The sequence below is a fragment of the Pseudomonas sp. H2_A10 genome, assembly GCF_054680085.1.
In genome coordinates this window covers 3193220-3208213 of record NZ_CP162821.1, presented here as the reverse complement: position 1 = coordinate 3208213, position 14994 = coordinate 3193220, and the positions used below count along the sequence as shown (strand labels likewise).

Annotated in this window: 10 protein-coding genes; 6 read left to right on the top strand and 4 right to left on the bottom strand. The window is 60.9% G+C overall.

Annotated elements, in window-relative coordinates; genetic code table 11:
* Nucleotides 1-6 precede the first annotated feature (6 nt).
* A complete protein-coding gene (locus AB4O23_RS14885) occupies nt 7-891 on the bottom strand; it encodes a Dyp-type peroxidase (protein WP_017527164.1) in 885 nt (294 codons plus the stop codon).
* 138 nt (nt 892-1029) lie between these two features.
* Here AB4O23_RS14885 and AB4O23_RS14880 point away from each other — a divergent pair, with 138 nt between their 5' ends.
* Together AB4O23_RS14880 and AB4O23_RS14875 are read left to right on the top strand one after the other, a co-directional pair.
* Nucleotides 1030-2646, top strand: a complete 1617-nt coding sequence (locus AB4O23_RS14880) for an NADP-dependent glyceraldehyde-3-phosphate dehydrogenase (RefSeq protein WP_017527163.1) — start codon at nt 1030-1032, stop codon at nt 2644-2646.
* Between the two features lie 73 nt (nt 2647-2719).
* Entirely contained in the window at nt 2720-3781 is a 1062-nt protein-coding gene (locus AB4O23_RS14875; RefSeq protein ID WP_137219763.1) for an FUSC family protein, read from the top strand.
* A 109-nt stretch (nt 3782-3890) separates the two neighbouring features.
* Here the strand turns inward: AB4O23_RS14875 and AB4O23_RS14870 are convergent, their stop codons facing one another.
* The gene (locus AB4O23_RS14870) at nt 3891-7547 is read right to left on the bottom strand and encodes a hypothetical protein (protein ID WP_460063773.1); all 3657 of its coding nucleotides are present in this window, start codon (nt 7545-7547) and stop codon (nt 3891-3893) included.
* Nucleotides 7548-7846: 299 nt separating this feature from the next.
* On the bottom strand, nt 7847-8596 hold the full coding sequence (locus tag AB4O23_RS14865; protein WP_017527160.1) for a TetR/AcrR family transcriptional regulator: 750 nt from the start codon (nt 8594-8596) through the stop codon (nt 7847-7849).
* Between the two features lie 356 nt (nt 8597-8952).
* Between AB4O23_RS14865 and AB4O23_RS14860 the strand changes: the two genes are divergently transcribed.
* Genes AB4O23_RS14860 through AB4O23_RS14845 form a run of 4 tightly spaced genes read left to right on the top strand, consistent with a single transcriptional unit; the run spans nt 8953 to nt 13546 of the window.
* A complete protein-coding gene (locus AB4O23_RS14860) occupies nt 8953-9660 on the top strand; it encodes an ABC transporter ATP-binding protein (protein WP_135196778.1) in 708 nt (235 codons plus the stop codon).
* Nucleotides 9657-10856 (top strand): ABC transporter permease, encoded by a 1200-nt coding sequence (locus AB4O23_RS14855; protein ID WP_460063769.1) that lies wholly within the window; start codon nt 9657-9659, stop codon nt 10854-10856. The genes AB4O23_RS14860 and AB4O23_RS14855 overlap by 4 nt, the downstream gene beginning before the upstream one ends.
* Nucleotides 10849-12312: a TolC family protein gene (locus tag AB4O23_RS14850; protein ID WP_017527157.1), complete on the top strand. Its 1464-nt coding sequence runs from the start codon at nt 10849-10851 to the stop codon at nt 12310-12312. The genes AB4O23_RS14855 and AB4O23_RS14850 overlap by 8 nt, the downstream gene beginning before the upstream one ends.
* Nucleotides 12302-13546, top strand: a complete 1245-nt coding sequence (locus AB4O23_RS14845; protein WP_065877447.1) for an efflux RND transporter periplasmic adaptor subunit — start codon at nt 12302-12304, stop codon at nt 13544-13546. The genes AB4O23_RS14850 and AB4O23_RS14845 overlap by 11 nt, the downstream gene beginning before the upstream one ends.
* A 46-nt stretch (nt 13547-13592) precedes the next feature.
* Here AB4O23_RS14845 and AB4O23_RS14840 read toward each other — a convergent pair whose 3' ends face one another.
* Nucleotides 13593-14987: an FAD/NAD(P)-binding protein gene (locus AB4O23_RS14840; RefSeq protein WP_137219765.1), complete on the bottom strand. Its 1395-nt coding sequence runs from the start codon at nt 14985-14987 to the stop codon at nt 13593-13595.
* Nucleotides 14988-14994 lie beyond the last annotated feature (7 nt).

Genomic DNA, 14994 nt, shown 5'->3' with positions numbered 1-14994 from the left:
CGCCGATCAACCGCCTGTCGACAATTTCATGTTCGCCAGCACGCTGAGGTCCAGGTGCCCGCCGATGATCGGCGGGCACCAGTAGTAACCACCGGTCAACGGCGTGCTGATGCGGTACAGGCCATCGACGATCCCGTCTTCCAGCCCGCTCATACGGCGCAGTTGCGCTTCGAATGCGTCGAAGGAATGGCCGAAGGCAAGGAACATCAAGCCGGCCTGGCCGTTCTCGGCCCATGGCATGGAGCGGCGCACCACGAAGGCTTCGGGGGTGAAGCTCTCCTGGGCGGTACGTTTGGTGTGGGCAGACTCGGGGGCGTCTTCCAGTTCTTCGTTATCGCCATGGCGGCGGCCGATGATGTGGTCGCGCTCCTGGGCGGGCAACGCGGCGAAGCCATCCAGGTCGTGCTGCCATTGCTGGATGGCGGCGAAGCTGGCGCCACTGTCGGTCAAGGCGGCTTCGACGGCGGCGTCGTCATGGGGGTTTTCGGTGCCGTCCTCGTAGTCCGTAAGGTCAAAACCGGTCTTGTAGCGGAACCCTTCGGTTGACTGCACCAGGCCAAACGCGGGGGCCAGGGCCTTTTCGAACGCCCGGCTGCGCAGCAACAACTCACCGCGATCCACGCCGTGCAACCACACCCACAGGGCGTGCTGGGTAGACGGGTTATGCGCGCCCGGACCACTGACGGCCGGGAAGGCGCGCAGGCCATCAATGTGTACGCCCAATGCCTGTACCAGCGGCTCACCGAAACCGACCACTGCCGACGAATCCGCAAGCTGTACCAACGCGTCCAGCGCAGCGGGTACGGCTACCGGCGTTTGCACGGCAAAGAACAGATGGCGTGCCTGCAAAGGCACCGGTGCGGCAAGAATGCCCGGCTGGTACTGGCTCATGTGAACTCCTTCAAGAAAGGCGCGCAGTTTACCCGGCGCACGCCATCGTGCGTAGGAGAAAGCGCGCAAGCCTTGCCATAGCGCACTGGGATGGGTGACTCTCTAGTCATGTTTTGCAACTATTCCAGGGGTAGCGACATGACCACCAGCAACCTGATCGCCCAACTGTTCCCGACCTCCGCCGCCGATATTCCCGAGCCCTTTCGCCTGGGAGCGCCCATTGAACAGCGTGAGTTCCTGGTGGACGGCCAATTGCACATATGGAACGGCCCGCTGGCCCGCGTGCAAAGCCCGGTGCAATTGGGCGACGAGCGCGTGCATATCGGCAGCACGCCGCTGCTGGACGCAGGCACCGCCCTCACCGCCCTCGACGCCGCCGTGCGCGCTTATGACCGTGGCCAGGGCGCATGGCCGACGATGCGCGTGGTCGAGCGCATCCAGCACGTCGAAGCGTTCTTACGGCGCATGCGTGAACAGCGCGACGCGGTGGTCAAGCTGCTGATGTGGGAGATCGGCAAGAACCTCAAGGACTCGCAGAAAGAATTCGACCGCACCTGCGACTACATCACCGACACCATCAACGCCCTCAAGGACCTCGACCGCCGCAGCAGCCGCTTCGAGCTGGAACAGGACACCCTCGGGCAAATCCGCCGCGTGCCGCTGGGCGTGGCGCTGTGCATGGGCCCCTACAACTACCCGCTCAACGAAACGTTTACCACGCTGATCCCGGCGCTGATCATGGGCAACACCGTGGTGTTCAAACCGGCCAAGCTCGGCGTGCTGCTGATTCGCCCGTTGCTGGAAGCCTTCCGCGACAGCTTCCCGGCCGGGGTGATCAACGTGATCTACGGCAGTGGCCGCGAAACCGTGAGTGCGCTGATGGCCAGCGGCAAGATCGACATCTTTGCGTTTATCGGCACCAACAAGGCCGCCAGCGACCTGAAAAAACTGCACCCCAAACCGCACCGCTTGCGCGCCGCCCTGGGCCTGGATGCGAAAAACCCCGGCATCGTGTTGCCCGAGGTCGACCTGGACAACGCCGTCAGCGAAGCGCTCACCGGTTCGCTGTCGTTCAATGGCCAGCGCTGCACCGCGTTGAAAATCCTGTTTGTGCACCAGGACGTGGTCGACAGTTTCATCGAAAAATTCAATGCCAGGCTGGCAACGCTCAAACCCGGCATGCCCTGGGAGGACGGCGTGGCACTGACGCCGTTGCCGGAAGTGGGCAAGGTGGATTACCTCAACGGGCTGGTCGCCGATGCCGTGCAACACGGCGCCAACGTGGTCAATAGCGAGGGTGGGGTCAGTCGCGGTTCGTTCTTTTACCCGGCGGTGCTGTACCCGGTGAACCCGCAGATGCGCGTGTACCACGAAGAACAGTTCGGCCCAGTGGTGCCGATCGTGCCCTACCGTGACCTGCAAACGGTGATCGACTACGTACTCGACGCCGACTTTGGCCAACAACTGAGTATTTTCGGCACCGACGCCGCCCAGGTCGGGCGCCTGGTGGACACCTTCGCCAACCAGGTCGGGCGCATCAATATCAACGCCCAATGCCAGCGCGGCCCGGACACCTTCCCGTTCAACGGGCGCAAAAACTCCGCCGAAGGCACGCTGTCGGTTCATGACGCCTTGCGCGTGTTCTCGATCCGCACGTTGGTGGCGACCAAATTCCAGGAGAGCAACAAGGCGCTGGTCAGCGACATCCTGCGCAACCGCGATTCAAGCTTTCTGACCACCGATTACATCTTCTAACATCTGCACGACTCACCGCCCCTCCCACATTTGGATTGTGTACATCTCCTGAACCGAGGCCACTTTAGTACTGATGAACCTGCCACTCTTCGCCCGGCGCCTGTTGCGCCCGTTGCTCGACCCCTACCGGCGCTATCGCCATGCCAAGCTGATCCACGCCGCGCGCGTGTCCATCGGCTTGCTGGCGACGATCCTGCTGACCACCGGCATCAACCTACCCCATGGCGAATGGGCATCGGTGACCATGTTGATCGTCATCGGCGGCTTGCAGCACCACGGCAACATCGGCAAAAAGGCCGTGGAGCGCGCCTACGGCACCTTGATCGGCGCCAGCGTCGGCCTGCTGCTGGTGGTGCAACAGGCCTACTTTGGCCTGCCGCTGTTGACCTACCTGCTGATGTCGGTGGTGTGCGGGTTCTTCTCCTACCATGCCATCGGCAAGGGCGGCTACATCGCGCTGTTGTCGGCGATCACCGTGTTTATCGTCGCCGGCCACGGGGACAATCCCTTGTCGGACGGGTTGTGGCGTACCGTCGATATTCTTATCGGCATCGTGCTGGCCCTGGCGTTCTCCTTCGCCCTGCCGCTGTATGCGGTGTATTCGTGGCGCTACAACCTGGCCGGCGCCCTGCGCGACTGCGCCGCCATTTACAGCCGCATCGTCAATGGCCAGTCGGTCACCGACGACGAACACCTCAAGCTGCTCAACCGCCTCAACGCGGCGATGGTGCAACTGCGTTCGCTGATGCCCTCGGTGTCCAAGGAAGTACGCATCTCCATGACCGAACTGGACGCCATCCAGCGCCACCTGCGCATGTGCATCAGCACGCTGGAGATTCTCGGCAATACCCGGCCGGACCCGCGTGACGAGCAGGCAATGGCAAGAATGCAAGTGATGTTGAAGGCCGAGCACCGGCAGATTCGGGTGCAGTTGGTGGGGATGGCGCGGGCGTTGAAGTCGGGTGCGGGAGAGCGGTTGGAGCGACCAGGCCAGCTCAGTGGCGTTGAGCCTGCACCGAATTCACAGGGTGATACTGCGCTCAATGGCTATCGGTTGGTAACCATGCAATTGGCAGACAATGTGGACGCAATGCGCGGCCGGTTGGTGAAGCATTTACCACACTGGAGCGTTTGAGCACTGCGTTGAGCCTGCAGGGTTATATAAAGGTCTATCCGTGGCACCACCGCCTGTTAAAAAGGCAGATTCATTGATTAAATAAATCTGCCCTGTTTCACTGCCTTACTTATATTTTTTCGATTCTCAGCCAAGCAATTTCAAAGTCATTTCCGCTCCACGTAGGCTCATCGCTGTGCACAGCGAAATGATCCTCGCCATTATTTACCGCCGTATGAGAGTACTCTTGCCAATTACCAGACGACACCGCAAAGGTGGGTGTCGTACTGTATCCAACAGTGAGCCTTAACTTGGGTGTCGTGGTACCCACATTCAACTGCCGGACCGCAAAACTAAGTCTATAGCGATGCCCTGGTAGAGGGGTGATCCTTTTTATCAGCACGTACCCTTGATACTGACTCAAGCCCGAACCGGTGGTTTGCGTCCAGACTCTACTTCCGGGCGCCCCGGTTATCGCCCCCCCTTGTCCTGCAGTTCCAAGTTCCCAACCATTTAACGTCCCATCTTGAAAGTTAGTAAAGTCAGGTAAATTGAGCATTTGGTAGGTCGTCGTCAAAAATGGCGTGGCTCTTGCCATGTCTGTACTGCCACCAAACCCCACCGATAACTTTACCGTGATGGGGGTGTTATGTATTACCCTCTGTAACCAAGAACGCAATACGGGCTTGTTCACAATGCCGTTGGTCAATTCCTGCATAGTGACGACATAGCCACCCAGCACCTTTAACTCACGCCCTCCTGACAAAAGGCTCAGATATACCTTTTGCCCGGCTTTAATAAGCGGCCACGCGGGGACGGAGGCTTTAGCGTCGCCTGAAAAGGCATTCATAGTCAACGCAGCGCCGGAGGCCAGCCCGTTAATCAATGCTCCCAGCAACCTGGCCGTTGCAATTGTGCCAACGGTTACCGTTTGAACTTGAGAAACAAGCGTTTTGCCACTACGCACAATCGAGTACCTTAATTGCACGACACTATTCACGCTATCGTGTATAACTTCACGCGCTGTAAAGTCAAAAACTACCGATCCGCCTGCCATGCCATTGAGCGTTAATGTAACTTTAGTCCCATTCCAGTGAATCCATTCCGCGGTAATACTGTCCGTCGCGAGCATACCTAGGTATTTAACCGTTACCTGGGTGCTGTCTTTAAACATCAAGGGGTCGACCGTCACCGTTTGCCCCGTACTCGGAGCGCCGTTAAGGGTTGGGAAAGGCAGCTCAGTCGGCAGTAGCTGTACAACGTAGCTGGCAACCTCAAAAGCTATCGCTACTTGCTTGATGGGGATTTCTGGGAAACTTACCCAAACGCGGATATTGAAGACCGAATTATCCTGAAGCGCGCGCACTTTATCTGCCGAGAGCGGCAAGGAAACCCCGTTGGTCAGATCGCCTACGGTGAGTGGCTTGGCGATGGCGAGGTCTTCGGTGTACGCAATACCCGTTGCCAAGGTACCTTCCACCGTCACCCAATAGAGTTGGCCTTCACTGATAAACTCCCACGGCGCGACCTTGATAGTGGCCTCGGCAGGCAGTTCACTCACCGGCAACACTGTCTGGTTTTCAAACCCAACGATATAAGGCGTCGGGAATACCTTTAGGGGCAGCAGAAGCACATTCAACGGCTGAAATTTGTGGCTGACTTGCCCACGCTTTACTTCACACTCCACCGTGATGGCGTTGCCGCTTGGGTGCACGCCCCTGGCAATGACATTGGCCGGAATAACCACCTTGATGCTGTTGGTTGCCGGATCGGCTGCCGCTACAGCTTTAAACTGGCTGTAGCCATATTGACCTCGCCATGTGTACGTAATTACATCGCCCGGCAGCATCGATTTGTAGCTGATTTGCAGGGTTGCGCCGCCTTTCACCGTTATCGGCCGGATACTGCCCGTAGTCGGATCAGCCTCAAGAATTTTGAGCACCCCCAGCTCCACCGCCGCACCGACGGTGGGGTTGAGCACCATCGAGCTCTCAGTCGTTTTTGGCGGGCCGGCGTGTACAACGCTATAGCTGATACGGATGCTGCGGTTGTTGTTCTCGACAAGGAAAGAGGTATCTATCGGAATTTCCAGGGTTGTCAACTGAACTCCTTCAAGCGAGGACGTGATGTCGATGGAACCTGCCACCGTACTTTTGCCACTCACGGTCCAATACACTTTGTCACCGACGACAGTGCCTGCGTAGGGAATGTACATCAGCCAGTTCGCACCCGGCACCGTGGCCGGGTCGATGTTGTTGTCCAGGATGGCGGGAACCGTCATGGGCGGCAGGGTTGGAACGCGAACACCAATTTCGAAGTTCAGCTTTTCCGATTGCCGAACGGAGCCAGGCGTACCTTTACCATCGTCGGTTTCGTAGAAAGCCTGGCAGACACCCTTGCCCTCAAATACCTTCAGGGCCTCCATGAGTATCAGCCGTGTGCCGCCCTGCGCGCCAGCCTGTTGACGGGAGATCACGAGCGCACCGCCGCCGTTCGCATCCATATGCTGAAGCTTCACGGTTTCCGTGTATGAAGGGTCGTGGGGTTGATAAGGCGGTAGTACCAACTCCATATGTGTATTGAGTGGAAACAGCCCTGCTTCCAAAAGTGTGATGATGGGTGCTGGCATCAGGCTTGGTGTACCTACTACACCAATCGACGTACTGTTCGAACGCCTCAGGAATACCCCGTCGCTCTTAATCTGCTCGTACCATACGCGAAAGCTCCCCCCGGCCAATTGCTTGAACGTTGCCATCCATTCGGCCGGCAGGGGGATGATTTGAAACCTGCGATTGTTGTCGTCTACCTGGTGAGTCAAGGTTTCGGTCGCGCCGTATTTATCGGTCGTTTCTACATGAACCTTTACCTTATTCGGAGGCTTGGGCAGCACGGTACTGGGCTTCAACTCAACCTCCACCTCCAGTGTTGCTCCGCTCTGGGTGTCGAGATCAAGCTCGCTGATATACTGGCCATCCACCATCACATAGGGTGGCGCCAACGGATACGTGTACATCTCACTGTTCAATACGATAGGTTGGGAGTACGGAAATCGACCAAAAGGTTCATTATTCACCACGTCGAGCACGGTGAAGTACACCTTAACCTCCCCTGATGGGTTGAGATTGCGCAAGACCTCCACGGGCACAGTCACGACAATCGGCTGCGTCGGTGGCTGTTTCGCCTGTTCACCGTCGACGGTGTGCACATAAATAGTCCCGCCCACGCGAACGATGATCTTGTCGTTCTTGCGGATGTTCTCATAAGGCATGATCAAACACTGCAAGCCGTCTGCGGTGTTGGTCGGCGTCAGAATAGCGCCTGGCTTGAAGTTCCCAAGCTCCATCGCCAAACCGCTGTGCCATTGCTGCGTATCGTCGTCGTCGTAGCCGCCCGGGATGGTCGTCTTGAACAGAATGGACTGAACCTCCGAATCAACCTCATTCCCGCTGAGCGCACGGCGAACTCTGGCAAAATACGTGCAGTCACCCTCGGGTACCTTTTCGGCAGGGACTTCCAAGAGATAATGAGAGTTTTCGCCGCGCGTGACGTTGGCCCCGACGAACGCCTGATTATTGATCCACAAACTCAGATAGTCGCCATCTACGACGTCCCAACGCAAAACGCTAAATATGGCGCCCTTGTCTGTGTCATCGATGCCAAATAGGGCATATATGCCATTTCTGCCAAGGCCTATCTTGGATGTTTCAGCGTATTTGGCCTTCGTCAGGTCTACGGGGGGGTATATCGGAGAAGGGTTAAGTTCGGGTACAGGAAAATTTGTGGACATCGCCATCACCTTGCATGGTCAGGGCCGCGCTGAAATGGCGCGACGGGCAAGGTGACTAAACGCCTGGGGAGACAATCAAATCTACTGTCAGAATTGACAGTGACGACGAATGGCTAGGACGCAATGCCTAACCGACGTGCTCGCAACCGAGTATGAATCTCTTAACATCCACACTTTTTCTTACGCTTTTTTCACGATTTATTCACATGCACAGACGTAGGGTGAAGCCTCATCCGTTACAAACGTTGCACATCAAGCCCGCCGCCCCAGCGGGCTTTTTTTTGCCTGGGGTTTGGGCCTCAGCGTGCGGCGTTGGCAACAGGCGCCGTTTGTTCGCGAATAGCCCGCTGGGTGTCCAGCACCTTGGCCAAGGCGGTTTGCGCTTCGGGGCTTTGTTGCGGCACGCGGATCGCCGCCGAGACCAGGGTGATCAGCTTGGCCATGACTTCGGCGTCGGTGGCCGGGCGGCCCAGGCTCATGGAGTTCATCAGCAGGCGCAGCTCGGTGCCGGCCATTACCCCGGAAATCGCCTTGAGGGCAAATTGCAGGCGCACCCCCAGCTCGTTGCGCGGCAGGTCCGGCAAGGCCAGGGCGAAGGCTTCGAAGAAGCGCTGGAACACCGGCTGGTAATGCACCTTGAGGTATTCCTGGATAAACGGCGACGTGTCGCTGTATACCCGGCCCAAAAAGCGGATGAACGAGCGCCCTTCCCCGCTTGACGGGTCGCTGCGCTCCAGGCCCATGGCCGGGGCGAACAGCACGCCCAGCAGCGTGTCGCAATCAAGCGGGCCGTCGGATTCGGCTTCGCAGCGCGCCAGCAGTTCCAGGCGCTGCTCGTTGAGCGGCTCCAGACGTTGCATCAGCAGGGTTTTCATCAGGGAATCCTTGTCCCCGAAGTGGTAGTTCACGGCGGCCAGGTTGACTTGGGCACGCTCGGTAATCTGCCGTAACAGCACCGCGTCATACCCGTATTTGATAAACAGAGCTTCTGTCGCATCCAGCAAGCGGGTCTTGGTAACGTTTGGAGCGCTGAGTTTCTTCGCGACCATAAGGGTTCCACGGCGGAAATATTGTTTTAAAAAATAATTTGATTTTTATACCGATGCAGCCCGTCGAAAGCAAGTAGTGACACTCCGCCATATCATCGAAAGCCTCGGCATACGGCGGTTTCGGGGATCGTCCGGGAGTTTTCAAGAGCGCCTTCAGCGCCATCAAAGAATCATTTCAAAGGGTAAAAACGCTCTACATCCTTGGCTGGCGAAGCGCCGGGAACGCGGTTAGTATTCAAACAATATTTTAAAAACAAGAAATAAAACCAGTCCGAGACGCGTACCAGACAGCTCCCGAACTTGTTACAAGGCTTTACCGGGGGTATGACGGCAGCGTCGAGACTGCAGGCGTAGTCATGATGACCGATACCCGCGCGCACCCAGGCTTGATCTCCCTGCAAGGCATCGGCAAGCGCTATCAGCTCGCCGGGCAGGAATTGACCATTCTCAAGGATGTGTGCCTGTCCATCGCCAGCGGTGACAGCTGCGGCATCCTCGGCGCCTCCGGTTCCGGCAAAAGTACCCTGCTCAATATCCTCGGTTTGCTGGACCTGCCCAACGACGGCCACTACCACTTTGCCGGCCACGATATTTTCAACGCCAGCGCCGATGAACTGGCCGCCATTCGCAACCAGCAGATCGGTTTCGTGTTCCAGAGCTTCAACCTGCTGCCGCGCCTCAGCGCGCTGGATAACGTCGCCCTGCCCTTGAGCTATCGCGGCGTGTCGCGCCATGAGTCCGTGGAGCGGGCCCTGCACATGCTCGAACAGGTCGGCCTGGCCGACCGCGCTCACCATCGCCCTGCCGACCTCTCCGGCGGCCAGCGCCAACGGGTGGCGATTGCCCGCGCCTTGGTCGGCAACCCCTCGGTGATCCTCGCCGACGAACCCACCGGCAACCTCGACAGCACCACCGCCCAAGACATCATGGACCTGTTGCTGGCCCTGAACCGCGAGCAACAGGTCACGCTGATTATCGTCACCCATGACCCGCACATCGCCGAACGCCTGGCGCGCAAGATCCTGGTGCGCAATGGCGTGGTGCACGAGGCGCATCGCCCATGAGCCTGCGGGTCGAACAAAGCCTCAGCCAACTGCTGCATGAAGCCTTTATCAGCCTGCGCACCTTGGGCAAGCGCTCGGTCCTGGCGTTGCTCGGCATCGTGATCGGCAGCTCCTCGGTGGTGGCGTTGATCAATATCGGGCACAACGCGGCGGTGGATGCCGCGAAGATTTTCAAGGACATGGGCACCGACACGCTCATCGTCCAGTTCCCCCCCAAAGGCGGCGCCAACGTGCCGATGCGCAGCCGTCTCGACCTGCATGCGGTGCGCCAGGCGGTAGCGGGCATCGCGCATATCGGCGCCCTGACGCTGTTCAGCGGGCCCATCGTGTTCCATGGCCGCAGCGTCAATGCCAACTTTGTCGGCAGTACGCCCGACATCCAGCCAGCGATGCGCCTGGTGGTGCAACAGGGCCGCTTCCTGTCGAGCTTCGACACCCACGAAACCTATGGCGTGATCGGCGACCAGATCGCCCAGGCCCTCGGCGCGCCGGGCGATCCAGTGCAACTGGGCGACCGCGTGCGCATCAACGACTACCTGTTCCTGATCGTGGGCATCCTGCACAACCAGCCCCGGGCGATGTTAATGCCGGTGCAGGCCAACGAGTCGCTGTTCATCCCCGCCGAAGGCATGCGCCGCATCTACGCCACCCCGCAGATCAGCAACGTGATCATTCGCGCCGCGCCCGGCCAAGACATGGAACGCATTGCCAAAGCCGCCGCCGCGGCCTTGCAACGCCAACTCACCGACCACGATGTCGACATCCAGGTGCCTCAGCAAATGATCGATGGCATGACCCGGCAAAGCCGCACGTTCGCCTATTTGCTGCTGGCCCTGGGCGCGATCTCGCTGGTGGGCGGCGGCGTGGGCGTGATGAACGTGATGCTGATGAACGTTTCGCAGCGGCGCCGCGAAATCGGCATCCGCATGGCCCTGGGCGCGCGTCGACGGGATATCCGCAACCTGTTCCTGATCGAAGCGGTGACCCTCACCGCCGTCGGCGCGTTGTGCGGCGCGGTACTCGGTATGACGGCGGCGTGGTTCTACGCCTGGCTGTCAGGCTGGGAATTCGCGCTGGCCGCGGCGGCCCTGCCCCTGGGAGTGGGCAGTACGTTGTGGGTGGGTTTGTTCTTCGGCATCTACCCCGCGGTCTCGGCCTCGCGGTTGCAACCGGTGGAGGCCCTGCGCGATGAATAAATGGCTGCTATTGCTGACGCTGATCAGCCTGCCCGGCATGGCCGCCGACGTGGTCATCCGGCCGTCGGCGCCCACTACCTCGCGCAGCGTATCGCTGAATGCGCAGGTCACCACCCTGACCCTGGGTGATGCGGTGTATCTGGGCCTGCGCAACAACCCGGCGATCCGCAGCGCGTACCTGCAACGGGTCGCGCAGAAGTTCGACCTGCGCGTGGCCGAAGACGTGTTCAACCCCAAGCTCACCCTCAACAGCTATTACCGCGGCACTCGCGGCTCCCAGGACAGCGCACGCAACGCCAACCTGGCGCCGTCCAGCAGCCTGCTCGGTGAGTACGGCACGCGCCTGAGCATGGCCTGGACCCAGCAGTTGAACAACGCCGACCGCGCCGGCCGCTATCGCAGCGACGGCCTGGACCTGGCAATTATCCAACCGCTGCTGCGCGGCGCCGGCTGGGACGCCACCACCGCGCCGCTGCGCCTGTCGCGCCTGTCGGAGCAGGCCAACCGCCTGAACCTCAAGGCCACGGTGGCGCAGACCATCAGCCAGATCATCGCCACCTATCGCGAATTGCTGCGCGCCCAGGAGCAACTGAGCATCGTGCAAGACGCCCTCGCGCGCTCCGGCACCCTGCTGGAAGTGAACCAGGCGCTGATCAGTGCCGGGCGCATGGCCGAGTTCGAAATCGTGCAGACCGAAGCCGACATCGCCACCCAGCAACTGGGCGTGGAGGAAGCCCAGAACCAACTGGACACCAATCGCCTGGCCCTGCTGCGCCTGCTGGCGCTTGACCTGTCCACGCCGATTCGCGCCACCGAAGCCCTGGAGGCCAAGCCCATGCAGATCGACAAGCGCCAAGCCTTCAACCTGGCGCAAACCCAGCAACCGGAATACCTCGCCGCCCTGCTCGGCAGCCAGCAGGCCGACCTCAACCTGGTGATCGCCAAGGACTCCGGGCGCTGGCAAGTCGACCTCGTCGCCGGCGCGAACCAGATTCGCGACGCCTACAACAACGACGCCGGCAGCAGTAACAACCGCACCTGGGACAGCTACGCCGGGGTGCAAGTGCAGATCCCCATCGGCGACATCAGCACCCGCCAGGCCGAAGTGCGTGCGCGGGTCAACGTCGAGGACCAGCAGATCCGCATCACCGATGCGCGCCAAGAGCTGGAGCGCAGCGTCAACGATGTGGTGCGCGACCTCGGCACGCGCTGGCGCCAGTATGAAATCTCCCAGCGCGCGGTGGAGTTGTCGCGCCGCAAAATCGAGATCGAACGGGAAAAACTCAGCGCCGGGCGCTCCACCAACTTCCAGGTGCTGAGTTTCGAGACCGACCTGCGCAACGCCGAAAATGCCCGGCTCAATGCCCTGATCGCTTATTTGAACGCCCAGACCCAGCTCGACCTGACGCTGGGCATGACGTTGGAAAGTTGGGAAATCGCCCTCAATGACTACTGATAAAAAACGCCTGTTGGGCGCTGTGCTGATCCTGCTGGTGGCCGGCGCGGCGCTGGCCCTGCGCAGCCCCGCGCAAGACCCGGCCGGCACCGCCGAGCAGTGGCTGGCAGTCAAGCCCGACGCGCTGGTGCACCAGATCGGCCTGGTGGGCAAGATCGAGCCCGACACCACTCTGGTCCTCACCGCGCCATTCGACGGCAATGTGCAGGCCAACCTGGTGGAGCAAGGTCAGCGGGTCGAAGCCGGCCAGGTGCTGCTGCGCATGGACCCTGCCACCCTGCAAATGCAACTGCGCGACGCCCTCGCCGCCCAGCTCAAGGCTCGGCGCACCGTGCAGGAAATGCAGGATTGGGACAGCAGCCCCGCCGTCAGCCGCGCCCGACGCAGCTTGCGCACCGCCGAAATGAGCGCCGGCAACACCCAGCGCAAGCTCACCGAAAGCGACAACCTGTTCAAGCGCGGCATCATCCCGCGCAATGAACTGGACGACCTCAAGCAACAGGCCCAACAGCAACAGCTGGACCTCGCCTCCGCACGCAGTGAACTGCAACAGGCCCTGGACCAGGGCAAGGGCGAATACCGCCAGATCGCCGACATGGAACTGACCAACGCCACGGTGAAATACGAGGCGCTGCGCACGTTGCTCGAAGGCCAGGACGTCAAGGCGCCGTTCTCCGGCATCGTGGTGCCCGCGCCCGGTAATAATTCAGCCCAGGGGGGCAACATTAACAACGCGCCCATCCAGGCCGGCAGTAAGGTCAGCCAGGGCCAGGTACTGTTTGGCCTGGCAAATATCGAACGGCTCAAAATCGTCGCCAAGGTCTCGGAACTGGACATCAACCAATTGCATCAGGGCCAGGCGGTGGAAGTGATGGGTGATGGTTTTGACGGCGAACGGCTGAGCGGTTCGGTGAGTGTGGTCAGTGGATTGGCGATGGCCAGTGACAGCCAGGGCAGCGCCCAGTTTCCGGTGACCCTGACGATCCCCCGGCTCACGCCCCAGCAGTTGCAGCGGGTGCGGCTGGGCATGAGCGCACGGTTGACCATCGTCACCTACAACAATGCCCAGGCGCTCGTCGTGCCGAGCCAGGCGATCCAAACGGACATGACCGTGGAATATCGCGAGGCGATGGATAAACCGGTGGAACGGGTGAACGTGACGACAGGCCAATCGACGGCGCAAGGGGTCGAGGTATTCGGCCTCAAGCCCGGCCTGGTGAAAATCTTAAAATAAATGGAGTTCCGCTCTTCTGTGGGAGGGGGCTTGTTCCCTCCCACACTCAGATTTCCGCCAGCCTCGAAGCCAGGGCTTTGGCCTGAAGCGCCACGTCCGTCACCGCGGTGCTCTCCCACCACATCCCGCGCAACGGCGGGCCCATGGCGAACAGTCTTTGGCTGGCCTGCCCCTGGGCGTCCAGCACCGCGCCCGACACGTGCGCCGCAATCCCCAACGCCAACGGCCCAGGCTGGATCAGGCCGCGCTTGAGCAATTGCCGGGGCAACGGCCGCGCCACGCGGCGCCAGTCGTATTCGATGCCGCTGGAGTTGATCAGCGCCGCGCCCGACACCTGGGTCAGCGCTGGCTCACCGCGATAGCGCAAACGGATCGTCACGCCCTCATCCGCAGGCGCCAGGCCCTTGAACGACGCCGCGCGAATGCGTAACCGCCCCTCGTCGTGCAACCGCGCCACCAACTGCGCACTCAACGGCGGCGAGCGGTGGTGATGGCTCTCCCACCACGGCCGCACATGCCGCACGAATTGGCGTTTCTCACGCTCGCCGGCCTGGCTCCACAGCCGGCCGATATGCGCGCGTACCGTGTCCAGCGGCGCCTGCCAGTCAATGCCTTGCGCCACTGCAATCCGGCATTGGCGCCGCACCTCTCGCAGCAACTGCCGAGGGCTGCGCAGGCTGTGGTCCTCGCCGAGAAAGTCCACCCAACTCGGCGGTTGGCGGCGCACATGGGGCAGCAGGCCATGGCGCGAAAACACCTCGATGGGCCCACGATGACCGGCCTGTTCCAGGGACACCACGGCATCGACCATGGTCAGCCCCGAGCCAATGATCAGCACCGTCGATTGCGGGTCGAGCTGGGCCATGGCCTGCACGTCCCAAGGGTCCACCGCCGCCGCGTTCAAACCGCTGGACTCGGTTTGTGGCGTGCGCGCCGCCGGGAACATGCCGGTGGCCAACACCGCAACGGCGCCGCGCAGTGACTGGCCGTTATCGAGGGTCAGCCGGGTTGAACCCGCGTCCACTTGCAGGTCGACCACTTCGGCCCTTACATGCGCCACCGTGGACGCCGACAGCGCCTTGGCCTCGGCCAGCCGCTGCTGCGCGTACAAGCCGAACAGCCCGCGCGGCGGGAACAGTTCGCTGATCGGTACGTGCTGTTGGTCCGACTCCGGCCAGCCACCGGCGCCGATGTGCTCGGTGAGCCACTGCGTCAGGTCGTCGGCATTGTCGGGGTCGACGCTCATGCGCGCCGCGTTGCCGTTCAGCGTGTGGCCCAGCTCGACCGCGCTGTAGGCCTCGCCCCGCCCCAATTCGGCACGCGGCTCGATCACCAGGATCCGACGCCGGCCAGGCAAGCGCAGCAGTTGCACGGCGAGCATCGTGCCGCTCAGGCCGCCGCCGATGATCAGCACATCAGCGTCGCGGGTGGATTCACTCATGCAGGTT

Bases quoted from the DNA above. Each gene is read 5' to 3' on its own strand.
- AB4O23_RS14870 (WP_460063773.1), bottom strand. From the start codon at position 7,547: ATGTCCACAAATTTTCCTGTACCCGAACTTAACCCTTCTCCGATATAC.
- AB4O23_RS14875 (WP_137219763.1), top strand. From the start codon at position 2,720: ATGAACCTGCCACTCTTCGCCCGGCGCCTGTTGCGCCCGTTGCTCGAC.
- AB4O23_RS14885 (WP_017527164.1), bottom strand. From the start codon at position 891: ATGAGCCAGTACCAGCCGGGCATTCTTGCCGCACCGGTGCCTTTGCAG.
- AB4O23_RS14850 (WP_017527157.1), top strand. From the start codon at position 10,849: ATGAATAAATGGCTGCTATTGCTGACGCTGATCAGCCTGCCCGGCATG.
- AB4O23_RS14845 (WP_065877447.1), top strand. From the start codon at position 12,302: ATGACTACTGATAAAAAACGCCTGTTGGGCGCTGTGCTGATCCTGCTG.
- AB4O23_RS14860 (WP_135196778.1), top strand. From the start codon at position 8,953: ATGATGACCGATACCCGCGCGCACCCAGGCTTGATCTCCCTGCAAGGC.
- AB4O23_RS14865 (WP_017527160.1), bottom strand. From the start codon at position 8,596: ATGGTCGCGAAGAAACTCAGCGCTCCAAACGTTACCAAGACCCGCTTG.
- AB4O23_RS14855 (WP_460063769.1), top strand. From the start codon at position 9,657: ATGAGCCTGCGGGTCGAACAAAGCCTCAGCCAACTGCTGCATGAAGCC.
- AB4O23_RS14840 (WP_137219765.1), bottom strand. From the start codon at position 14,987: ATGAGTGAATCCACCCGCGACGCTGATGTGCTGATCATCGGCGGCGGC.
- AB4O23_RS14880 (WP_017527163.1), top strand. From the start codon at position 1,030: ATGACCACCAGCAACCTGATCGCCCAACTGTTCCCGACCTCCGCCGCC.